At 61.5% G+C, this 22,623-nt stretch carries 22 protein-coding genes; 14 read left to right on the top strand and 8 right to left on the bottom strand.

Annotated features, from left to right (window positions below):
• Positions 1-95: 95 nt before the first annotated feature.
• The 3 genes from gatB to gatC are packed head-to-tail and all read right to left on the bottom strand — an operon-like array spanning position 96 to position 3,307.
• Complete coding sequence (gene gatB, locus INT12_RS07575; protein WP_017845406.1) at positions 96-1,541, bottom strand: Asp-tRNA(Asn)/Glu-tRNA(Gln) amidotransferase subunit GatB; 1,446 nt, start codon at positions 1,539-1,541, stop codon at positions 96-98.
• A 10-nt stretch (positions 1,542-1,551) separates the two neighbouring features.
• Positions 1,552-3,003: an Asp-tRNA(Asn)/Glu-tRNA(Gln) amidotransferase subunit GatA gene (gene gatA, locus INT12_RS07580; RefSeq protein ID WP_017845405.1), complete on the bottom strand. Its 1,452-nt coding sequence runs from the start codon at positions 3,001-3,003 to the stop codon at positions 1,552-1,554.
• A gap of 16 nt (positions 3,004-3,019) precedes the next feature.
• Entirely contained in the window at positions 3,020-3,307 is a 288-nt protein-coding gene (gene gatC, locus INT12_RS07585) for an Asp-tRNA(Asn)/Glu-tRNA(Gln) amidotransferase subunit GatC (RefSeq protein ID WP_017845404.1), read from the bottom strand.
• Positions 3,308-3,517: 210 nt separating this feature from the next.
• Between gatC and mreB the strand changes: the two genes are divergently transcribed.
• The 8 genes from mreB to tldD all read left to right on the top strand — a co-directional run bounded on the left by mreB (position 3,518) and on the right by tldD (position 14,704).
• A complete protein-coding gene (mreB, locus tag INT12_RS07590; protein WP_002555108.1) occupies positions 3,518-4,555 on the top strand; it encodes a rod shape-determining protein MreB in 1,038 nt (345 codons plus the stop codon).
• A 140-nt stretch (positions 4,556-4,695) separates the two neighbouring features.
• Positions 4,696-5,793, top strand: coding sequence for a rod shape-determining protein MreC (gene mreC / locus INT12_RS07595; protein ID WP_079442865.1), 1,098 nt, complete (start codon positions 4,696-4,698; stop codon positions 5,791-5,793).
• Positions 5,793-6,281: a rod shape-determining protein MreD gene (mreD, locus tag INT12_RS07600; protein WP_026139904.1), complete on the top strand. Its 489-nt coding sequence runs from the start codon at positions 5,793-5,795 to the stop codon at positions 6,279-6,281. The genes mreC and mreD overlap by 1 nt, the downstream gene beginning before the upstream one ends.
• A gap of 51 nt (positions 6,282-6,332) precedes the next feature.
• Positions 6,333-6,929 (top strand): Maf family protein, encoded by a 597-nt coding sequence (locus INT12_RS07605; RefSeq protein WP_126585796.1) that lies wholly within the window; start codon positions 6,333-6,335, stop codon positions 6,927-6,929.
• A 70-nt stretch (positions 6,930-6,999) separates the two neighbouring features.
• Complete coding sequence (gene rng, locus INT12_RS07610; protein WP_010567681.1) at positions 7,000-8,457, top strand: ribonuclease G; 1,458 nt, start codon at positions 7,000-7,002, stop codon at positions 8,455-8,457.
• Positions 8,458-8,532: 75 nt separating this feature from the next.
• A complete protein-coding gene (locus tag INT12_RS07615) occupies positions 8,533-12,348 on the top strand; it encodes a YhdP family protein (protein ID WP_046484653.1) in 3,816 nt (1,271 codons plus the stop codon).
• Between the two features lie 48 nt (positions 12,349-12,396).
• On the top strand, positions 12,397-13,245 hold the full coding sequence (locus tag INT12_RS07620) for a carbon-nitrogen hydrolase family protein (protein WP_046484651.1): 849 nt from the start codon (positions 12,397-12,399) through the stop codon (positions 13,243-13,245).
• Between the two features lie 16 nt (positions 13,246-13,261).
• Entirely contained in the window at positions 13,262-14,704 is a 1,443-nt protein-coding gene (gene tldD, locus INT12_RS07625) for a metalloprotease TldD (protein WP_046384681.1), read from the top strand.
• Positions 14,705-14,749: 45 nt separating this feature from the next.
• Here tldD and yjgA read toward each other — a convergent pair whose 3' ends face one another.
• Positions 14,750-15,271 (bottom strand): ribosome biogenesis factor YjgA, encoded by a 522-nt coding sequence (gene yjgA / locus INT12_RS07630; RefSeq protein WP_010567685.1) that lies wholly within the window; start codon positions 15,269-15,271, stop codon positions 14,750-14,752.
• 108 nt (positions 15,272-15,379) lie between these two features.
• On the opposite strand from yjgA, the gene pmbA reads away from it, so the two are divergent.
• From pmbA to INT12_RS07660, 6 genes are all read left to right on the top strand, one after another.
• Positions 15,380-16,726, top strand: coding sequence for a metalloprotease PmbA (gene pmbA / locus INT12_RS07635; RefSeq protein WP_017845992.1), 1,347 nt, complete (start codon positions 15,380-15,382; stop codon positions 16,724-16,726).
• Positions 16,727-16,874: 148 nt separating this feature from the next.
• Positions 16,875-17,270 carry a FagA protein gene (locus INT12_RS07640; RefSeq protein WP_104903938.1) on the top strand — a complete coding sequence of 132 codons (396 nt, stop codon included), beginning with the start codon at positions 16,875-16,877 and terminating at the stop codon, positions 17,268-17,270.
• Positions 17,263-18,639 (top strand): class II fumarate hydratase, encoded by a 1,377-nt coding sequence (locus tag INT12_RS07645; RefSeq protein ID WP_193058807.1) that lies wholly within the window; start codon positions 17,263-17,265, stop codon positions 18,637-18,639. Before INT12_RS07640 ends, INT12_RS07645 begins: the two co-directional genes overlap by 8 nt.
• 27 nt (positions 18,640-18,666) lie before the next feature.
• Entirely contained in the window at positions 18,667-19,095 is a 429-nt protein-coding gene (locus tag INT12_RS07650) for a hypothetical protein (RefSeq protein ID WP_017845989.1), read from the top strand.
• 1 nt (position 19,096) lies between these two features.
• Entirely contained in the window at positions 19,097-19,708 is a 612-nt protein-coding gene (locus INT12_RS07655; RefSeq protein WP_193039762.1) for a superoxide dismutase, read from the top strand.
• Positions 19,709-19,741: 33 nt separating this feature from the next.
• Positions 19,742-20,635 carry a ZIP family metal transporter gene (locus tag INT12_RS07660; RefSeq protein WP_046384678.1) on the top strand — a complete coding sequence of 298 codons (894 nt, stop codon included), beginning with the start codon at positions 19,742-19,744 and terminating at the stop codon, positions 20,633-20,635.
• A gap of 38 nt (positions 20,636-20,673) precedes the next feature.
• Here INT12_RS07660 and INT12_RS07665 read toward each other — a convergent pair whose 3' ends face one another.
• Genes INT12_RS07665 through hpf form a run of 4 tightly spaced genes read right to left on the bottom strand, consistent with a single transcriptional unit; the run spans position 20,674 to position 22,605 of the window.
• Positions 20,674-20,946, bottom strand: coding sequence for an HPr family phosphocarrier protein (locus INT12_RS07665; RefSeq protein ID WP_017845986.1), 273 nt, complete (start codon positions 20,944-20,946; stop codon positions 20,674-20,676).
• Positions 20,947-20,962: 16 nt separating this feature from the next.
• Complete coding sequence (rapZ, locus tag INT12_RS07670) at positions 20,963-21,820, bottom strand: RNase adapter RapZ (RefSeq protein ID WP_017845985.1); 858 nt, start codon at positions 21,818-21,820, stop codon at positions 20,963-20,965.
• Positions 21,821-21,822: 2 nt separating this feature from the next.
• Positions 21,823-22,287, bottom strand: a complete 465-nt coding sequence (gene ptsN / locus INT12_RS07675) for a PTS IIA-like nitrogen regulatory protein PtsN (protein WP_026139903.1) — start codon at positions 22,285-22,287, stop codon at positions 21,823-21,825.
• 12 nt (positions 22,288-22,299) lie between these two features.
• Positions 22,300-22,605: a ribosome hibernation-promoting factor, HPF/YfiA family gene (gene hpf / locus INT12_RS07680; protein WP_017845983.1), complete on the bottom strand. Its 306-nt coding sequence runs from the start codon at positions 22,603-22,605 to the stop codon at positions 22,300-22,302.
• Between the last annotated feature and the right edge of the window lie 18 nt (positions 22,606-22,623).

A 22,623-nucleotide genomic window follows, 5' to 3' on the forward strand; every position in this document is an offset into this window, starting at 1 on the left:
TGATGTCTTGACTGAATCACCGCTATCGGGAGCAAGCCCCCTCCCACAGGAGGTCCGAGTCGAGCATGAAATCTCACTCGGCCCTTTCATCGCGATCAGCCTTCGAGCTTGCTTTTCAGCAGTTCGTTCACCTGTTGCGGGTTGGCCTTGCCCTTGGAGGCTTTCATGGCCTGGCCGACAAAGAAGCCGAACATCTTGCCGCGCTTGGCTTCGTCTGCCGCGCGGTACTGTTCGACCTGCTCCGCGTTGGCCGCGAGCATTTCATCGAGCACCGCCGAGATGGCGCCGCTGTCGGTGACTTGCTTGAGGCCGCGCTTCTCAATGATCTCGTCGCTGCTGCCCTCACCGCTGGCCATGGCTTCGAACACAGTCTTGGCGATTTTTCCGGAGATGGTGTTGTCTTTGATGCGCAGCAGCATGCCGCCCAACTGCTCGGCCGAGACCGGTGCTTCGTCGATTTCCAGGCCCTGTTTGTTCAGCAGGCTGCCCAATTCCACCATCACCCAGTTGGCCGCCAGCTTGGCGTCCCCGGCGATGCTCACGACTTTTTCAAAGTAGTCGGCTTGCTCACGGCTCGACGCCAGGACGCTGGCGTCGTAGACCGACAGGCCGAACTGCGCCTGGAAGCGCTCGCGTTTCTGCGGCGGCAATTCCGGCAGGGTGGCGCGCACGTCATTGAGGAACGAGTCTTCGATGACCACTGGCAACAGGTCCGGATCGGGGAAGTAACGGTAGTCGTTGGCTTCCTCTTTGCTGCGCATGGCGCGGGTTTCGTCTTTGTTCGGGTCGTACAAGCGGGTTTGCTGGATCACCTTGCCGCCGTCTTCGATCAGTTCGATCTGGCGACGCACTTCGGTGTTGATCGCCTTCTCGATGAAACGGAACGAGTTGACGTTCTTGATCTCGCAGCGAGTGCCGTACTCGACCTGGCCCTTTGGCCGGACCGACACGTTGCAGTCGCAGCGCAGCGAGCCTTCGGCCATGTTGCCGTCGCAGATGCCCAGGTAGCGCACCAGCGCGTGGATCGTCTTGACGTAGGCCACGGCTTCCTTGGCGCTGCGCATGTCCGGCTCGGACACGATCTCCAGCAGCGGCGTGCCGGCGCGGTTCAGGTCGATGCCGGTGGCACCGTTGAACTCTTCATGCAGGCTCTTGCCGGCGTCTTCTTCCAGGTGCGCGCGGGTTACGCCGACACGCTTGATGGTGCCGTCTTCCAGCGGGATATCCAGGTAGCCTTTGCCGACAATCGGCAACTCCATCTGGCTGATCTGATAGCCCTTGGGCAGGTCCGGGTAGAAGTAGTTCTTGCGCGCGAACACGCTGTGCTGGCCGATCTCGGCGTCAATCGCCAGGCCGAACATCACCGCCATGCGTACCGCTTCCTGGTTCAGCACCGGCAACACACCGGGCATGCCCAGGTCTACCAGGCTCGCCTGGGTGTTGGGTTCTGCGCCGAACGTGGTGGCGCTACCGGAGAAAATCTTCGATTGGGTGGCGAGCTGGGTATGAATCTCCAGCCCGATCACGACTTCCCATTGCATAGTGTTCTCCTCAGAAGCCGGTAGGGGTGCGAGTGTGCCAGTCGGTGTTCAACTGGTACTGGTGCGCCACATTGAGCAGGCGGCCTTCCTGGAAATACGGGGCAAGCAATTGCACGCCGACCGGCAGGCCATCGACGAAACCGGCAGGCATGGACAAGCCCGGCAAGCCCGCGAGGTTGGCGGTGATGGTGTACAGGTCTTCCAGGTACTCGGCGATCGGGTCGCCGGTCTTGGCGCCGATCTTCCAGGCCGGGTTCGGCGTGGTTGGGCCGAGGATCACGTCGACTTCTTCGAACGCCGCCATGAAGTCGTTCTTGATCAGGCGACGGATTTTTTGCGCCTTGAGGTAGTACGCGTCGTAGTAACCGGCCGACAGGGCGTAGGCACCGACCATGATCCGGCGCTGCACTTCGGCACCGAAGCCTTCGCCACGGGAACGTTTGTACAGGTCGTTGAGGTCTTTCGGGTTTTCGCAGCGGTAACCGAAACGCACGCCGTCGAACCGCGACAGGTTGGAAGACGCTTCGGCCGGCGCGATCACGTAGTACGCCGGAATCGCGTGCTGGTTGTTCGGCAGGCTGATTGGCTTGATCACGGCGCCGAGCTTTTCCAGCTCCTTGACGCTGTTGTGGACCAGTTCGGCGATACGCGGGTCGAGGCCGGCGCTGAAATATTCGTTCGGTACGCCGATGCGCAGGCCTTTGAGCGAGGTATTGAGGCTGGCGCTGTAGTCCGGCACCGGCTCGTCGACGCTGGTGGAGTCCTGTGCGTCGAAGCCTGCCATACCTTGTAACAATATTGCGCAGTCTTCGGCAGTGCGTGCCAGGGTACCGCCCTGATCAAGGCTGGAGGCATAGGCGATCATGCCCCAGCGGGACACGCGACCGTAGGTCGGCTTCAGCCCGGTGAGGTTGGTGAACGCGGCGGGCTGGCGGATCGAGCCGCCGGTGTCGGTGGCCGTGGCCGCCGGCAGGAAGCGCGCGGCAACCGCCGCCGCCGAACCACCGGACGAGCCGCCTGGCACGCAGTCCAGGTTCCACGGGTTTTTCACCGCGCCGTAGTAGCTCGACTCGTTGGCCGAGCCCATGGCGAATTCGTCCATGTTGGTCTTGCCCAGGGTCACGGCCCCGGCGGCGGCCAGCTTGGACACCACGGTGGCGTCGTAGGGCGCCTTGAAGTTGTCGAGCATCTTCGAGCCGCAGCTGGTGCGAATGCCCTGGGTGCAGAACAAGTCCTTGTGGGCGATCGGTGCGCCCAGCAGCGCGCCGTTCTCACCGTTGGCGCGACGTGCGTCGGCGGCCTTGGCCTGGCTCAAGGCCAGCTCCTCGGTGATGCTGATGAAGCTGTTGACCTTGGGGTCGAGCTCGGCGATACGCGCCAGCAAGGTCTTGGTCAGCTCTTCGGAAGAAAACTTTTTGTCGGCGAGACCGCGGGCGATCTCGGCCAGAGTCATGTGATGCATGAAAGGCTCTTTCCCTTTAGTCGATGACTTTCGGAACCAGATACAGGCCGTTTTCGACCGCTGGCGCGATGGACTGGTAGGCCTCGCGATGATTGACTTCGGTCACGACGTCTGCACGCAGGCGCTGGGTGGCTTCCAGCGGGTGAGCCAGGGGCTCGATGCCGTCGGTATTCACGGCCTGCATTTGGTCAACCAGCCCGAGAATGCTGTTCAGGGCTGCGGTGGTCTGTGGAAGATCGGCATCATTCAGGCCAAGCGAGGCCAGATGTGCGATTTTTTCCACGTCGGAGCGTTCAAGCGCCATGGGATTCTCCAGTGGAAAACAGAACGGAGGGCGTCCGTGTGTTAGATTGTCGGAACACTACCGCATTTCTACGGTCATATGGCCGCGATTGTGGGGGTTGGTGCGTAGAAAGTCGGCCAATTTAGCACATTGGCGCCTTGCCCAAAATCCCTGTCGTTGTTAGAGTTTGCCGCACTTTTTTACCCACGCGTTGCCTAGGGTCCTTTCCCCATGTTCAAGAAACTGCGTGGCATGTTTTCCAGCGATCTTTCCATTGACCTGGGCACTGCCAACACCCTTATTTACGTGCGCGAGCGCGGTATCGTCCTGAATGAGCCATCGGTTGTGGCTATTCGGACCCATGGTAATCAGAAAAGTGTCGTTGCCGTCGGCACCGAGGCCAAGCGCATGCTCGGCCGAACACCAGGCAATATCGCGGCCATTCGTCCGATGAAAGACGGCGTGATCGCCGACTTCAGTGTCTGCGAGAAGATGTTGCAGTACTTCATCAACAAGGTTCACGAAAACAGTTTTCTGCAGCCCAGCCCTCGTGTGCTGATCTGCGTACCGTGCAAGTCCACCCAGGTGGAGCGTCGTGCCATCCGTGAATCGGCCCTTGGTGCCGGTGCCCGTGAAGTGTTCCTGATCGAAGAGCCGATGGCTGCTGCGATCGGTGCCGGCCTGCCGGTTGAAGAAGCGCGCGGTTCGATGGTGGTGGATATCGGTGGTGGTACCACTGAAATCGCCCTGATTTCCCTGAACGGTGTGGTGTATGCCGAATCCGTCCGTGTGGGCGGCGACCGCTTCGACGAAGCGATCATCACTTATGTGCGTCGCAACTACGGCAGCCTGATCGGCGAATCCACTGCCGAGCGTATCAAGCAGGAAATCGGCACCGCTTATCCGGGTGGCGAAGTGCGCGAAGTCGATGTGCGCGGTCGCAATCTGGCCGAAGGCGTGCCACGTGCCTTCACCCTGAACTCCAATGAAGTGCTCGAGGCTTTGCAAGAGTCCCTGGCCACCATCGTTCAGGCGGTGAAGAGCGCGCTGGAGCAATCGCCGCCGGAGCTGGCTTCCGATATCGCCGAGCGTGGCCTGGTACTGACCGGTGGTGGCGCCTTGCTGCGCGACCTCGATAAGTTGCTGGCCCAGGAAACCGGCCTGCCGGTGATCGTCGCCGAAGACCCGCTGACCTGCGTCGCCCGTGGCGGTGGCCGTGCACTGGAAATGATGGATAAACACACCATGGACCTGCTCTCCAGCGAATAAGTGATTGCTGGTAAGCCCATGTTTCGCCCGCAGGCAGCACTTTGCAGTGCTGCCTGTTGGCGTTTATCTTCTTCAATCTGCATCCAGGCCGGTTAGATGCCGTATGAATAGAGAGAACATTTGCCTGGGAGGAGCGGCCTATTAAACCGCTTTTCGCCAAAGGCCCCTCATTGGGCGTGCGCTTATTGGTGCTGGTCGTGCTTTCGGTCGCGCTGATGGTGGTCGATGCTCGCTTTGCACTGCTCAAGCCTGTGCGTAGCCAGATGTCGCTGGTGTTGATGCAGACTTACTGGATCACCGACCTGCCACAACGTCTCTACCAGGGCGTGGCCAGCCAATTCGGCAGCCGCACCGAGCTGGTCGCCGAGAACGAAAAACTCAAGACTGAAAACCTGCTGCTGCAGGGGCGCATGCAAAAGCTGGCGGCCCTCACCGAGCAGAACGTTCGGCTGCGCGAGTTGCTCAACTCCTCCGCTCTGGTCAACGAGAAGGTCGAAGTCGCCGAGTTGATCGGCATGGACCCCAACCCCTTTACCCATCGCATCATCATCAACAAGGGTGAGCGCGACGGTGTGGTCCTCGGCCAGCCGGTACTCGATGCCCGTGGCCTGATGGGGCAGGTGGTCGAGTTGATGCCCTACACATCGCGGGTATTGCTGCTGACAGACACCACCCACAGCATTCCGGTGCAGGTCAACCGCAACGGCCTGCGCGCGATTGCCAGCGGTACGGGTAACCCGGAGCGGCTGGAACTGCGTCATGTGGCCGACACCGCGGATATCAAGGAAGGCGACCTGCTGGTCAGTTCCGGCCTGGGTCAGCGCTTCCCGGCGGGTTATCCGGTGGCGACGGTCAAGGAAGTGATCCACGACTCCGGCCAGCCTTTCGCGATTGTCCGCGCCGTGCCGACGGCCGCGCTGAACCGCAGCCGCTACCTGTTGCTGGTCTTCAGCGACAACCGCACCCCGGAAGAGCGCGCCAACGACGCCGCTCAGGCCCAGGAAGCGGAAGACAAACGCAATGGCACCGCGCCGATCATCCCGGCGACCGTACCCAAACCCGCGCCAGCCACACCGCCTGCAACAGCGCCGGCGGTGACTGCGCCCGTGGCCACGCCAGCCAAGCCGGCCGCTCACAGCGCTCGCCCGGTGAAACCGGCGGCGACCAAACCGCCGGCCGCCGCGCCTGCGCCCGCGACGCCCGCCGCCCGGGCAACCACGCGGCAGAGGGAGGAATAATGGCCGGTACTCATTCGCACAATGGCTGGATCGTCTGGCTGACCTTTGCTCTCGGCTTGCTGCTCAGTGTTTCGCCGCTGCCGCAGTTCATGGAAATCCTGCGTCCGCTCTGGCTGGCCCTGCTGCTCGCATTCTGGTCGCTGAACCTGCCGCACCAAGTGGGCATGGTCACGGCAATGTTTCTGGGCTTGGCGGAAGATGTGCTCTATGGCACCTTGCTGGGGCAGAACGCGTTGATCCTGACCTTGATCACCTTCCTGGTGCTCTCATTGCAGCAGCGCCTGCGCATGTTCCCGATGTGGCAACAGTGCCTGGTGATCCTGGTGATCTTCGGCCTGGCGCAGTTGGTGCAGCTGTGGCTCAGTGCCTTGACCGGCAACCGACAGCCGACCTTGGCACTGGTGTTGCCGGCCCTGGTCAGCGCGTTGCTGTGGCCGTGGGTCAGTTTCGGTCTGCGCGGGTTATGTCGTCGCTATAAAATCAATTGAATGGATTGCGAGGCTCTGCCTGGTTATCGAACCCCACAGGGAGAGTCTGCAATGAATTCGCTTTATCTGGCCTCGGGCTCCCCAAGGCGGCGTGAACTGCTGACCCAGATCGGTGTGCCGTTCACCGTGGTCAGCGCCGCGATTGATGAAACGCCTCTTACCAACGAATCTCCTGTTTCCTACGTCGAGCGTCTGGCGTGCGCCAAGGCCGCGGCGGGTTTCGCTGCCCTCGGGGAAATCTCCGGGGCCTGTGTGCTGGGCGCCGACACGGCGGTGATCGTCGACGGCCAGATCCTTGGCAAACCGCTGGATCAGGCCGACGGCCTGGCCATGTTGCTGGCGCTGGCAGGGCGTGAACATGAAGTGCTGACGGCAGTTGCTCTCACGGACGGTCAGCGCTGTGACACCCGATGTGTAAGCAGTCGCGTACTTTTTCGTGGGATTTCTGTCGAGGAGGCTACAAGCTACTGGCACAGTGGCGAACCTCAGGACAAGGCCGGGGGTTATGCTATCCAGGGGCTGGGCTCGGTGTTCGTGGCCGGGCTCAATGGCAGTTATTCCGCCGTGGTCGGCTTGCCGGTGTGCGAAACCGCGCAGTTGCTTGGCCAATTCGGCATACCCTGTTGGCAAAACCTTACCGCGCGCTGAACGCCGTACACCAGCGCCCAGCCTTAAGCGATCGGCCACTATTGTGAAAACGCCTGAACGAGACCCAGCCATGAGTGAAGAGATTCTGATCAATATCACGCCGATGGAATCGCGCGTGGCGGTGGTAGAGAACGGTGTTCTGCAGGAAGTTCACGTCGAGCGCACCCAGAAGCGCGGGATCGTCGGCAACATCTATAAAGGCAAGGTCGTGCGCGTATTGCCCGGCATGCAGGCCGCCTTCGTCGATATCGGCCTGGACCGCGCCGCGTTTATCCATGCCTCGGAAATTTCCCTGCGTGAAGGCCCGGCGGTGGAAAGCATCAGCGCCCTGGTGCATGAAGGGCAGAGCCTGGTGGTGCAAGTCACCAAGGACCCCATTGGCTCCAAAGGTGCGCGGCTGACCACGCAACTGTCGATTCCTTCGCGCTACCTGGTGTACATGCCGCGCACCGCCCATGTCGGCATTTCCCTGAAGATTGAAGACGAAGCCGAGCGCGAGCGTCTGAAAAAAGTGGTCAGCGACTGCGTTGCCGCCGAGGGCATCAAGGAAGCGGGTGGGTTTATCCTGCGCACCGCCGCCGAAGGCGCCGGTGCCGATGAAATCCTCATGGATATCCGCTATCTGCGGCGCCTGTGGGACCAGATCGGCGCACAGATCAAGACCGTCGGCGCCCCCAGCGTGATCTATGAAGACCTGGGCCTGGCCCTGCGCACCTTGCGTGATTTGGTCAGCCCCAAGATCGAGAAAATTCGCATCGACTCGCGGGAAACCTTCCAGCGCACCACGCAATTTGTTGCCGAACTGATGCCGGAAATTGCTGACCGCCTGGAGCATTACCCTGGCGAGCGGCCGATCTTCGACCTGTATGGCGTCGAAGACGAAATCCAGAAAGCCCTCGAACGCAAAGTGCCGCTCAAGTCCGGTGGCTACCTGGTGGTGGACCCGGCCGAAGCCATGACCACCATCGACGTCAACACCGGTGCGTTCGTGGGGCACCGCAACCTTGAAGAGACCATCTTCAAGACCAACCTCGAAGCGGCCACTGCGATTGCCCGCCAATTGCGCCTGCGCAACCTGGGCGGGATTATCATTATCGACTTCATCGACATGGAAGATGAAGAACACCAGCGTCAGGTGCTGCGCACCCTCGAGAAGCAGCTGGAACGTGATCACGCCAAGACCAACATTATCGGCATCACCGAGCTGGGCCTGGTGCAGATGACCCGCAAGCGCACCCGCGAAAGTCTCGAGCAAGTGCTGTGCGAGCCGTGCAGCAGTTGCCAGGGGCGCGGTAAATTGAAGACCCCTGAAACGGTTTGCTACGAGATTTTCCGGGAAATCCTACGAGAGGCACGAGCCTACCAGGCTGAAGGTTATAGAGTGCTTGCCAACCAGAAAGTGGTCGACCGCTTGCTGGATGAAGAGTCCGGTAACGTGGCTGAACTGGAAGGTTTTATCGGGCGCACCATTCGTTTTCAGGTCGAAACCATGTACTCCCAGGAACAATACGACGTGGTGCTGCTCTGATTTTCATTCATTGGCTTTCCCTGAACCCGACAGACCTGGATCTGCGGTCCGACTACTGCCTGAGGGTCGCTTGACATGGAGCGTCTGACACGCTTTTTTGCCGCTTTGACCCGCTGGGGCCTGGGCCTGTGCGCCCTGCTGCTGGTATTGGCGGCGCTGTACGTGAGCCTGGGGCGTGAATTGACCCCGCTGGTCGCCGAATACCGTGCAGAAATCGAAGCCAAGGCCCAGGCCGCGGTGGATATGCCGCTGCAGATCGGTCGCCTTGAAGGCCGCTGGAGCGGTTTTGCCCCTGTGTTGCTGGCCCATGACGTGATGGTGGGCGAGGGCAGCAATGCCTTGCGCCTGGACCAGGTGCAGGTGGTGCCGGACATCTGGGCCAGCCTGATGGCGCGCGACGTGCGTATTGCCCACCTGGAAGTCAGCGGCCTGCAACTGAGCGCCAGGGAAGACAAGGATGGCCACTGGGCGCTGCAAGGCCTGCCGGTGCAGGACGACCAGCCGCTGGACCCGGAGCAGTTGCTCAAGCGCATGCAGAGTGTCCAGCGCGTGTCGTTGCTGGATAGCCAGGTCACGTTGCAGCCGTTCGACCAGGCTCCGCTGACCTTCACGTATGTGGGCCTGAGCTTGCAAACGGGCGCGACCCGCCAACGCCTGGACGCCCGCCTGACCCTGCCGGATGGCCAACCCCTGGCCCTGAGCCTGCGCACGCAGATCCGCGCCAGTGCCTGGAAAGACGCTGAGGTCCAGGCCTACCTGAGCCTGCCCCAGAGCGATTGGGCCAAATGGGTTCCGGCCCGGTTGACCCAGCAGTGGAAACTCACGCAGTTCAAGGCTGGCGGTGAATTCTGGCTGACCTGGGCCAAAGGCACCGTGCAAAGCGCGGTGGTGCGCCTCAACTCGCCGCAAGTGAAGGGCAGCTACGCTGACCGCAAGCCGGTCCACATTGAAAACCTCGCCCTGACCGCCTACCTGCAACGCAGTGAGAGCGGCCTCAAGGTGCTGTTCGATTCGTTGGCGATGAACATCGGCGATAGCCGTTGGGAATCGCGTCTGCAATTGCAGCAACGCCTGGCCACCGACAAGGCGCAGGAAGTCTGGAACCTGCAGGCCGATCGCCTCGACCTGACCCCGATCACCCCGTTGCTCAATGCCTTGGCGCCGTTGCCGGAAGGTTTCGCCAAGACGATCGAACACCTCAAGGCCACCGGTCTGCTGCGCAATGTGCTGGTGGATTTTCGTCCGCAGGACACGACCGATCAGAAAGTCAGCTTTGCCGCCAACCTCGAGCGGGTAGGCTTCGACGCCTACTTCGGCGCCCCTGCCGCACGCAACGTTTCCGGTAGCATCAGCGGCGACCTGGGGCAGGGCGAGCTGCGCATGGACAGCAAGGACTTTTCCTTGCACCTCGACCCGATCTTCGCCAAGCCCTGGCAGTACATCCAGGCCAATGCGCGCCTGACCTGGAAGCTCGATCAGCAAGGTTTCACCCTGATCGCGCCGTATATCAAGGTGCTGGGCGAGGAAGGCAAGGTCGCCGCCGACTTCCTGATTCGCCTGCATTTCGACAATAGCCAGGAAGACTACATGGACCTGCGGGTCGGCATGGTCGATGGCGATGGACGTTTCACGCCTAAATACCTGCCGGCGGTGCTGAGCCCGGCGCTGGATGAATGGCTGCGTACCGCGATTCTCAAAGGCGCGGTCGATGAAGGCTTCTTCCAGTACCAAGGCTCGCTGAATCACGGCGCGTTGCCGGCTTCGCGCAATATCAGCCTGTTTTTCAAGGTGCATGACGCTGAGTTGGCGTTCCAGCCGGGCTGGCCCCATGTGAGCAAGGTCAACGGCGAAGTGTTTGTCGAGGAGAGCGGTGTCCGCATCCTGGCCAGCAAGGGCCAACTGCTCGATACCGGCGTCAAGGACATCTACGTCAATATCCCCCACGCGCCCGCGGGCAAGGACAGCCACTTGCTGCTCACCGGTGAGTTTGCCGGTGGCCTGGGTGATGGCGTGAAAATCCTCCAGGAAGCGCCGATAGGCACCGCTTCGACCTTTGCCGGTTGGAAAGGCGAGGGCGATCTACAGGGCAAGCTGGACCTGGATATCCCGCTGGCCAAGGGCACCGAACCGAAGATCGTGGTGGATTTCCAGACCGACAAGGCGCGCCTGCAATTGGCTGAACCGCCACTGGACCTGAGCCAGCTCAAGGGGGATTTCCGCTTCGACAGCGCCAAGGGCCTGAGTGGGCAGAACATCACGGCGCAAGCCTTCGATCGGCCGATCACCGCGCAGATCTTCGCGGATGGCAAGCCGGGCAGTATCAGCACCCGCGTTACCGCCAAAGGCCAGGTCACGGTCAAGCGTCTGACGGACTGGTTGAAAATCAGCCAGCCGCTGCCGGTGTCTGGTGATATTCCGTACCAGTTGCAGCTCAATCTGGACGGTGCCGACAGCCAGTTGAGGGTCAGCTCCAACCTCAAAGGCGTGGCAGTGGACCTGCCAGCGCCGTTCGGCATGGCGGCCAGCCAGGGCCGTGACAGCGTGTTCCGCATGACCTTGCAGGGCGCCGAACGCCGCTACTGGTTCGATTACGGCGACCTGGCGAACTTCACCTTTGCTGCGCCGCCGGATAAATTCAGCGACGGCCGCGGCGAGTTGTTTCTCGGCGATGGCGATGCGCTGCTGCCCGGTGGCAAGGGCCTTCGCATTCGCGGTGTGCTGTCGGAACTGGACATCGACCCGTGGAAGAAACTCATCGATCGCTACGCGGGCAACGACCCGGGAGGCAGCGCGAAACAGCTGTTGAGCGGCGCCGACTTCAAGGTGGGCAAGTTGACTGGTTTTGGGCAGCAGTTCGACCAGGTCAACCTCCAGCTTGACCGTAAACCCTCGGCATGGGGCCTGCAGTTCGACAGCCAGCAGGCCAAGGGCACGGTCAACCTGTCGGACGCCAAGGGCGCACCCATCGCGGTCAACCTGCAGTACGTGAAACTGCCGGCGGTGGACCCGACGGTACAGGCGGATGAAAATGCGCCGGACCCATTGGCCGACATCGATCCCAAGGATATTCCAGCGCTGGACATCAGCATTGATCAACTGTTCCAGGGGCCGGACCTGATCGGCGCGTGGTCGCTGAAGATCCGACCGACCGCCAAGGGCCTGGCCTTCAACAACCTGGACCTGGGCCTCAAGGGCATGCTGCTCAAGGGCGCTGGTGGTTGGGAAGGCGCGCCGGGCGACAGCAGCAGTTGGTACAAAGGGCGCCTGGATGGCAAGAACATTGCCGATGTCCTCAAGGGCTGGGGCTTTGCGCCTACCGTGACCAGTGAAGATTTCCACCTGGACGTGGACGGTCGTTGGCCGGGCTCCCCCGCCTGGGTCGGGCCCAAGCGTTTTTCCGGCAGCCTGGATGCAACATTCCGCAAAGGCCAGTTCGTTGAAGTGGAAGGTGGCGCCCAGGCGCTGCGGGTGTTCGGCCTGCTTAACTTCAACTCCATCGGCCGTCGGTTGCGCCTGGACTTCTCCGACCTGCTCGGCAAAGGCTTGAGTTATGACCGGGTCAAAGGCTTACTCGCGGCCAGCAACGGGGTGTTTGTGACCCGAGAGCCGATCACCCTGACGGGGCCGTCGAGCAACCTGGAGCTTAATGGCACCCTGGACCTGGTGGCTGATCGCGTGGATGCCAAGCTGCTGGTGACATTGCCGGTGACCAACAACCTGCCGATCGCCGCGCTGATTGTCGGCGCGCCGGCCATTGGTGGCGCGCTGTTCCTGATCGACAAGCTGATCGGCGACCGGGTTTCGCGGTTTGCCAGCGTGCAGTACAAAGTCGAAGGACCATGGAAAGACCCGAAAATCAGCTTCGACAAGCCATTTGAAAAACCAAACTGAGAGCCTGTGGAGTAGCATGGCTGCATGCCATTTATGGAGTGTCGGCCCATGTCCTTTGCGGTAATTCAAATGGTCAGCCAGAGCGATGTGCTGGCCAACCTGGCCCAGGCCCGGCGCCTGCTGGAGCAAGCGGCGGCAAAGGGTGCGCGGCTGGCGGTGCTGCCGGAAAACTTCGCCGCCATGGGCCGCCGCGATGTGGCCGACATCGGCCGCGCCGAGGCGTTGGGTGAAGGACCGATCCTGCCATGGTTGAAACAGACCGCCCGCGACCTCACCTTATGGATAGTGGCTGGCACTTTGCCGCTGCCGCCCAAGGATCAACCGAACGCCAAGGCCAACGCCTGCTCGTTGCTGATCGATGAGCATGGCGAGATCGTCGCCCGCTACGACAAGCTGCATTTGTTCGATGTCGACGTGGCGGACGCGCGCGGTCGCTATCGTGAATCCGATGACTATGCTTTCGGGAGCAACGTTGTGGTGGCGGATACGCCGGTCGGCCGCTTGGGCCTGACGGTGTGTTACGACCTGCGCTTCCCGGAGTTGTACGGCGAGTTGCGTGCGGCGGGGGCTGAACTGATTACCGCGCCCTCGGCCTTCACCGCGGTCACCGGTGCCGCCCATTGGGATGTGCTGATTCGCGCGCGGGCCATCGAGACCCAGTGCTATCTGCTGGCGGCCGCCCAGGGCGGGGTGCATCCGGGGCCACGGGAGACTTATGGCCACGCGGCGATTGTCGACCCCTGGGGGCGCGTACTGACGCAACAGGATCAAGGCGAAGCGGTGTTGCTGGCCGAACGCGACAGCAGTGAACAGGCGTCGATACGGGCGCGCATGCCGGTGGTCAACCACCGGCGCTTTTTCTCGCAGGGCGCGCAGCGGCCTGCTTCAGAACGATGAATTTAAGGCCAAACCTATGAGCGAGTTGTTGTCCTCAGTCAGCGAACACCTCCTGGCACCCGGTGGCGTGACCATCGAAAGCCTGCAAACCGTGCTGGGCGATCTGGCCGGGCCGGGCATCGACGCGGCCGACCTGTATTTCCAGGGGCAGATTTCCGAGTCGTGGGCTTTGGAAGACGGGATCGTCAAGGAAGGCAGTTTCAACCTCGACCAGGGTGTCGGCGTGCGCGCGCAATCCGGTGAAAAAACCGGTTTCGCCTACAGCAACGCGATCACCCTGGAAGCCTTGGGCCTGGCCGCCCGGGCTGCCCGTTCGATTTCCCGCGCCGGCCAGAACGGTACGGTGCAGGCATTCAGCACCCAGGACGTGGCCCAGTTGTACGCGCCGGATAACCCCCTGGAAGTGATCAGCCGCGCAGAAAAAGTCGATCTGCTCAAGCGTATCGATGCCGCGACCCGCGCCCTCGACCCGCGTATCCAGCAAGTCACGGTGAGCATGGCCGGGGTGTGGGAACGCATCCTGGTGGCGTCCACCGACGGCGGCCTGGCGGCGGATGTGCGGCCGCTGGTGCGTTTCAACGTCAGCGTGATCGTCGAACAGAACGGCCGCCGCGAGCGCGGTGGGCACGGCGGCGGCGGGCGTACCGACTACCGTTATTTCCTCGCCGAGGACCGCGCCATGGGCTATGCCCGTGAAGCGCTGCGCCAGGCGCTGGTCAACCTGGAAGCCATCCCCGCACCGGCTGGCACCTTGCCGGTGGTGTTGGGTTCGGGCTGGTCCGGCGTACTGCTCCACGAAGCCGTGGGCCATGGCCTGGAAGGCGACTTCAACCGCAAGGGCAGTTCGGCCTACAGCGGGCGCATGGGCGAGATGGTCGCCTCCAAGCTGTGCACCATTGTCGATGACGGCACCCTGGCCGGTCGCCGTGGCTCGTTGAACATCGATGACGAAGGCACGCCGACCGAATGCACCACGCTGATCGAAAACGGCGTGCTCAAGGGTTACATGCAAGACAAGCTCAACGCCCGCCTGATGGGCGTGGCGCGTACCGGTAACGGCCGTCGCGAATCCTACGCGCACCTGCCGATGCCGCGCATGACCAACACTTACATGCTCGCCGGCGAAAGTGACCCGGCGGAAATCATCGCCTCGGTCAAACGCGGGATCTACTGCGCCAACCTCGGCGGCGGCCAGGTGGACATCACCAGCGGCAAGTTCGTGTTCTCCACCAGCGAGGCGTACCTGATCGAAGACGGCAAGATTACCGTGCCGGTCAAAGGCGCGACGTTGATTGGCAACGGGCCGGAAGCGATGAGCAAGGTGTCGATGGTCGGTAACGACCTGGCATTGGACAGCGGCGTGGGTACGTGCGGCAAGGATGGGCAGTCGGTGCCGGTGGGCGTGGGTCAGCCAACCTTGAAAATTGATGCGATCACCGTGGGTGGCACGGGGTCGTAAGAGCGGGAGCTTCGGGTGGCGAAGACCGCCACCCGGGGAAGAGGATCAACGCAGGCCGCGTTGAGTCTCGTCCAGCTCACGGATGTACTTGAAGATTTTACGGCTGGTGGCCGGCGCCTTGTTTTGCGCCAGTTCGTGCTGGGCCTGACGGATCAGGGAGCGCAGTTGCTGGCGGTCCGCGTCCGGGTAGTCCAGTACGAATTTCTCCAGCACCGCGTCATCGCCCGAGATCAGGCGGTCACGCCAACGTTCCAGGTTGTGGAAGCGTTCGTTGTACTGGCGAGTGGAGGCATCGAGTTGATCGAGCAGGGTCAGAATCGCGTCAGTGTCCTGATCGCGCATCAGCTTGCCGATGAACATGATGTGCCGTTTACGCGCGATATTCGCGGTGTGCTTGGGTGCATCCGCCAGAGCCCGGCGCATTTCGTCGGTCAGAGGCAGTTTTGCAATCAAGTCCGGCTTGAGCGTTGTAAGGCGCTCGCCGAGGTCAACCAGAGCATGCAGCTCGCGTTTGACCTGGGTTTTGCTTTTCTCCCCATCGAGGGAGTCGTCGTAAGAATCAACCATGGTGGCAGTCCGCAAAGAAACGCCGCCATGATAACCAGTCGGGGGCCGCTTGTCCGGCCCGGTCGCTCGATGGCCTTAACCGAAAGCAGAATTTGAGTGGAGAAAACCATGAGTGCAGCCCAAAGCGTCGGTCCGCAAGCGTTACCGGCACTGCAGGAACAAGTCGAGCAGATCCTTGCCGAGGCCAAGCGCCAGGGGGCCAGTGCCTGCGAGGTGGCTGTGTCCCTGGAGCAGGGGCTGTCGACGTCGGTACGTCAGCGGGAAGTCGAAACCGTCGAATTCAACCGCGACCAGGGGTTTGGTATCACCTTGTACGTCGGCCAGCGCAAAGGCTCGGCCAGCACCTCGGCGAGTGGGCCGGAAGCGATTCGCGAGACGGTGGCCGCCGCATTGGCGATTGCCAAGCACACGTCCGAGGATGAAAGCTCGGGCCTGGCCGACAAGGCGTTGATGGCCAAGGATCTGCAGGATTTCGACCTGTTCCATGCCTGGGACATCACCCCGGAACAAGCCATCGAACAAGCGCTGACCTGCGAAGCGGCGGCGTTCGATGCCGACCCGCGGATCAAGAATGCCGACGGCACCACCTTGAGCACCCACCAGGGCTGCCGCGTGTACGGCAACAGCCATGGTTTTATCGGCGGTTATGCGTCGACGCGTCACAGCCTGAGTTGCGTGATGATCGCCGAAGCCAACGGCCAGATGCAGCGCGATTACTGGTACGACGTGAACCGTCAGGGCGAGTTGCTGGCCGATCCGGTCAGCATTGGCCGGCGTGCCGCGCAACGTGCCGCGAGCCGCCTGGGCGCCCGCCCGGTGCCGACCTGTGAAGTGCCGGTGCTGTTTTCGGCGGAGCTGGCCGGCGGTCTGTTCGGCAGTTTCCTGGGGGCGATTTCCGGCGGCAACCTGTACCGCAAATCGTCGTTCCTCGAAGGTGCGATTGGCCAGAAGCTGTTTCCGCAGTGGCTGACCATCGACGAGCGTCCACACCTGATGCGGGCCATGGGCAGTTCGTCGTTCGACGGCGATGGCCTGGCGACCTATGCCAAGCCGTTCGTCGAAAACGGTGAGTTGGTCTCCTACGTGCTGGGCACGTATGCCGGGCGCAAACTGGGCCTGCCGAGCACCGCGAACGCTGGTGGCGTGCATAACCTGTTCGTGACCCACGGCGAGGAAGACCAGGCGGCGCTGTTGCGACGCATGGGGCGTGGCCTGCTGGTGACTGAATTGATGGGCCAGGGCTTGAACATGGTCACCGGTGATTATTCCCGTGGCGCGGCGGGTTTCTGGGTAGAAAACGGTGAGATTCAGTTTGCTGTCCAGGAAGTGACCATCGCCGGCAATATGCGCGACATGTTCAAGCAGATCGTTGCCGTGGGTAACGACCTGGAACTGCGCAGCAATATCCGCACAGGTTCGGTCCTGATCGAGCGGATGACGGTCGCCGGTAGTTAATCCTTCCGACGCTTCACCAAAAGGCGCGCCATCTGCAGGATGGCGCGCCTTTTTTTGTGGCTGCATTCCAGGTTGATTGGCTTGTCACTCTTGTGTTGATTATCAATATCATTTAATAATAAATATCATTATCGAATGAGTGCGGATCATGAATGCTGTCCTGCATGAGGACCCCTACCTGGAAAGCTGGCGTTGGATGAGTCGTCAGATTCGCTGCTGCCTCGATCCCAATGAACCGCGCCTGATCGAACATTACCTCAATGAAGGTCGATACCTCGCCTGTTGCACCGCGACTCATCCGTGGACGATCGCTGAAACGGCTTTCCGCCTGCTGATCGACACCGCCACGGACATTGCCTTGCCGTGGCATTGGCGATCCCAGTGCCTGGACCAGGCCTGGCGCCCGCTGCACGATCTGGAAACACTCTCCCACTGTGCCTGCCGCCTCAAGCGCTGGCAGGCCTTTGCCTGGCAATTGGCGACGTGCGAATTGCTGCCTTCGATTTCCGTTTCTGACTGGGTGCAAGGATCTTCCGATGAGTAATAACCGTATCGAACGCGACAGTATGGGTGAACTGCAAGTCCCTGCCGAGGCCTTGTACGGCGCGCAAACCCAGCGCGCGGTGAACAACTTTCCGATCAGCCACCAGCGCATGCCGGCGCCGTTCATTCGTGCGCTGATCCTGGCCAAAGTGGCAGCGGCCAAGGTCAACGTCGATCTCAAGCAGATCAGCGAAGGGCAGGGCAAGGCCATTGTCGATGCTGCCCTGGGCTTGCTGGACGGTGACTTCATGCCGCACTTTCCGGTGGATATCTTTCAGACCGGTTCCGGCACCAGTTCCAATATGAACGCCAACGAAGTGATCGCGACCCTGGCCAGCCGTTTGCTCGGTGAGGCGGTCAACCCCAACGATCACGTGAACTGCGGCCAAAGCAGCAACGACATCATCCCGACCACCATCCACGTCAGTGCGGCGTTGGTGCTGCATGAGCAAACGCTGCCTGCGTTGCTGCATCTGGTGCAGGTCATCGAACGGAAGGCCGAAGAGGTCCACCCCTTCATCAAGACCGGTCGCACGCACCTGATGGACGCCATGCCCGTGCGTATGAGCCAGGTGCTCAATGGCTGGGCGCAGCAGCTCAAGGCCAATATTGCGCACCTGCAGGACCTGTTGCCCAGCCTGCAAGCCCTGGCCCAGGGCGGCACGGCTGTCGGTACCGGGATCAACGCGCATCCGGAGTTTGCGCTGCGTTTCAGCCAGCAGCTGAGCAGCCTGACCGGTGTGCAATTCACCCCGGGCAAGAACCTCTTCGCGTTGATCGGCTCCCAGGACACCGCCGTCGCCGTCTCCGGCCAGTTGAAAGCGATCGCTGTGTCATTGATGAAAATCGCCAACGACTTGCGCTGGATGAATTCCGGGCCCCTGGCTGGTTTGGGCGAAATCGAACTGGAAGGGTTACAGCCCGGTTCTTCGATCATGCCGGGCAAGGTCAACCCAGTGATTCCGGAAGCGACCGCCATGGTCGCCGCACAGGTCATCGGCAATGACACGGTGATCACCATTGCCGGGCAATCCGGCAACTTCGAGCTGAACGTGATGCTGCCGATCATCGCCAAGAACCTGCTCGGCAGCCTCGAACTGCTGGCCAATTCCAGCCGCCTGCTGGCGGACAAGGCCATTGCCAGTTTCAAGGTCAACGAGGCCAAGCTCAAGGAAGCGTTGTCGCGCAATCCGATCCTGGTGACCGCACTCAACCCGATCATTGGTTACCAAAAGGCCGCTGAAATCGCCAAGCAAGCCTATCAGCAAGGTCGCCCGGTGATTGATGTCGCCCTCGAGCACACCGACTTGCCGCGCAGCCAACTGGAAGTCCTGCTGGACCCGGAAAAGCTCACCGCCGGCGGCGTGTAATCACCGACCCTGCTTTGGAGGCTGACCATGGAGCATTGGAAACGCACGATCGAACGGGCCAATCGCTGCTTTATGCAGGGCGAGTTGGTCGACGCTCGCGAAGCCTATTTACAAGCCCTGGCCCTGGCTCAAGTGTTGTTCGAGCGCTGGGCGAACGCCGACGAAGCAGTGGCGGCTTGCGTCATTTCCCATCACAACCTGGCGGACCTGCACCTGCGCCTGAACCAGCCGGAAGAAAGCGCGGAATACCTTTGTGCCATCCACCAACGGCTGTTACAGGCGCTGCAGGACCAGCGCCTCAGCCCGCAACTGCGCGACGCGGCGTTGCGCCAGAGCAGCAAGACCTACGTCGAACTGTTGAATTTCATCAGCGATCACGGCGAATACCCCCGTACCCATCGCTTGCTGGGCGGTACTGCGGCGCAACCGACCCCTCCTCAATACGGAGCACACTGATATGCCCTACACCTTGCCTGCCTTGCCTTACGCCTACGATGCCCTGGAACCGCATATCGATGCGCAAACCATGCAAATTCACTACACCAAGCACCACCAGACTTACATCAACAACCTCAATGCCGCCGTGGAGGGCACCGAGTTTGCGGGCTGGCCGGTAGAGAAGCTGGTGTCGAGCGTCCAGCAACTGCCCGAGCAACTGCGCGCCGCGGTGATCAATCAGGGCGGTGGGCATGCCAACCACTCGTTGTTCTGGGCGGTGATGTCACCCAAAGGCGGCGGCAAACCCGATGGCGCGCTGGGCCAGGCGATCGATGAGCAACTGGGCGGTTTCGACAGCTTCAAGGAGGCCTTCACCAAGGCCGCATTGAGCCGCTTCGGCAGCGGCTGGGCCTGGTTGAGCGTGACCCCGCAGAAGACCCTGGTGGTGGAGAGCAGCGGCAATCAGGACAGCCCGCTGATGAGCGGCAACACACCGATCCTCGGCCTGGATGTGTGGGAACACGCCTACTACCTGCTGTACCAGAACCGGCGTCCTGAATACATCAATGCCTTCTACAGTGTCATCAACTGGCCGGAAGTCGCCGCCCGCTACCAGGCCGCCCTGGCCTGATGTCACGCCGTATAACACGACCTAAGGCCGACCATGGGTACTGAAACACTGGCGATCAGCAGCGTGCGAATGTTTCGTTACGCATTTGGCTCGCTGCTGCTATTGGCAGGTATTGCATTGCTGGTGGCTCAAGGATTCGCCTGGCTGGACCTGGAGCCGCGCATCCTGCGGGCCCTGCAAGGTGGGGCGATCTGTGCGCTCGGCACCGCGTTGGGCGCCGTACCGGTGTTGGTTATCCGGCGCATGCCAGCAGCAGTGAGCGATACCTTGCTGGGCTTTGGTGCCGGCGTGATGCTCGCGGCCACGGCGTTTTCGTTGGTCGTGCCGGGCATTGCCGCCGCTGAAGGCCTGGGGCTCAGCCCTTGGGGCGCGAGTGGCTTGATCAGCATTGGCATCATGCTGGGAGCGTTCGGCTTGTACCTGGTCGATCGCAAGGTCTCCGGGGCCAGCCCGGAAATGCTGGTCGGTACGCCGGAGCATCCGGTGATCCCGCCACGTATCTGGCTGTTCGTGTTTGCCATCATCGCGCACAACATCCCGGAGGGTATGGCAGTTGGCGTGTCGGCGGGCGGCGGCATGCCGGATGCCGACAGCCTGGCCATGGGCATCGCTTTGCAGGATGTGCCCGAAGGCCTGGTGATTGCGTTGGTGCTGGCCGGGGCAGGGATGTCGCGGTTCAAGGCGTTCCTGATCGGTGCGGCTTCGGGCTTGGTCGAGCCGATATTCGCAGTGCTTTGTGCCTGGTTGGTGAGTCTGGCGCAGGTGCTGCTGCCGTTAGGCTTGGCGTTGGCTGCTGGCGCGATGCTGCTGGTGGTCACTCACGAGGTGATCCCCGAATCGCGGCGCAATGGCCATGAAAAGCTCGCCAGCCTGGGACTGTGCATCGGGTTTTGCTTGATGATGGTGATGGATACTGCATTGGGCTGAAGCTGTTGCGGCTTCAGCCTCTGTCTCGTCGGGTGGGTTTATTCACCCTCATCAAAGAAGTTATTGATCAGCTTGGTCAAGGCGTCCATCGCTTCCTGCTCTTGCTCGCCTTCGGTCTTCAAATGAATCTTGGTGCCCTTGCCGGCGGCGAGCATCATCATCGCCATGATGCTCTTGCCGTCGACCATGGTTTCCGGAGTGCGTCCAGCGCGAACCTGGCAGGGGAACTGCCCGGCAATGCCGACGAACTTGGCTGAGGCGCGGGCGTGCAGGCCCAGCTTGTTGATGATTTCAATTTCCAGAACGGGCATCGCGGGGGTGTTCCTTTCAGCTAAGGTCGCGGTGGCGAACCTGGACGTTCTTGAGGGTTTGTTGCAGCATCTGGCCCAGGCGTTCGGTCAGGTAGACGGAACGGTGGTGGCCGCCGGTGCAGCCGATGGCAATGGTGACATAGGCCCGGTTGCTGGCGGCAAAGCGCGGTAGCCATTTGAGCAGGTAGCTGGAGATGTCCTGGAACATCTCCTCGACATCCGGTTGCGCGGCCAGGTAGTCCGCCACCGGCTGATCCAGCCCCGACTGGTCCCGCAACTCCGGCTTCCAGTAAGGATTGGGCAGGCAGCGCACATCGAATACCAGATCGGCGTCCACCGGCATGCCACGCTTGAAGCCAAACGACTCGACCAGAAAGGCCGTGCCGGGCTCGGGCTGGTTCAGCAGGCGGAGCTTGATGGCATCGCGCAGTTGGTACAGGTTGAGGCTGGTGGTGTTGATCTTGAGGTCGGCGAGGTCAATGATCGGCCCCAACAGCTTGGTCTCGTCCTCGATGGCTTCGGCCAGCGAACGATGCGGGCTGCTGAGGGGGTGACGTCGACGGGTCTCGGAGAAGCGTTTGAGCAGGGTTTCTTCGTCTGCGTCCAGGTACAGCACATCACAGTGAATGTGCTTGGCGCGCACTTCCTCAAGCAGTGCCGGGAACCGCGAGAGGTGGCTGGGCAGGTTGCGGGCGTCGATCGACACGGCGACCAGCGGCTGTGCCAGTTCGGTGTGGATCAGCGCGCGCTCCGCCAACTCCGGCAGCAGGCCGGCGGGCAGGTTGTCGATGCAATAGAAGCCGTTGTCCTCAAGAACATTGAGGGCGGTGCTTTTACCTGAGCCGGAGCGGCCACTGACGATGATCAAACGCATGATTACTGCTCGTCTTGTTCAGCCAGGACAACCTGATACAACGCCTCATTGCTGCTGGCACTGCGCAGTTTGTCGCGTACTTCCTTGCGGTCAAGCATGCTGGCGATCTGCCGGAGCAGTTCCAGGTGTGCATCGGTGGCGGCTTGCGGGACCAGCAACACGAACAGCAGGTCGACCGGGGCACCGTCGATGGCGTCGAAATCGATGGGAGCGTCCAGGTGCAGCAGGGCGCTGACAGGTGTCTCGCAGCCTTTGAGGCGGCAGTGAGGAATGGCGATGCCGTTACCAAAACCGGTCGAGCCGAGTTTTTCACGGGCAATCAGAGCCTCGTAGACATCTTGCATCTCCAGCTCAGGCACTTGTTTGCTGATCAGGTTGGCAATCTGTTCGAGGGCTTTCTTCTTGCTGCCCCCCGGCGCGTTCACAAGGGAACGGCCGGGAGTCAGGATGGTTTCAAGTCGGATCATGGGTGGGGAGTGTTAGCGGCCGGTGCCCTGTAGGAGGCTCTGCTGCTTTTCCTTATGCTTTTTGATTTGGCGATCCAGCTTGTCGGTCAGGTCGTCAATGGCGGCATACATATCAGAATGCTCAGCATTGGCGACGACTTCTCCGCCGGGTATACGCAAGGTGGCTTCGATTTTCTGCTTCAGCTTTTCGACAGTCATAATGACTTGCACGTTGGTGATCTTGTCGAAATGCCCCTCAATTCGTTTGAGTTTTTCGCCGATATAGGTGCGCAGCGCGTCGGTCACTTCCAGTTGGTGTCCACTGATATTGACTTGCATACAGCTTCTCCTTCGTTG

Source organism: Pseudomonas sp. K8 (assembly GCF_014889455.1).
Taxonomy (GTDB): domain Bacteria; phylum Pseudomonadota; class Gammaproteobacteria; order Pseudomonadales; family Pseudomonadaceae; genus Aquipseudomonas; species Aquipseudomonas veronii.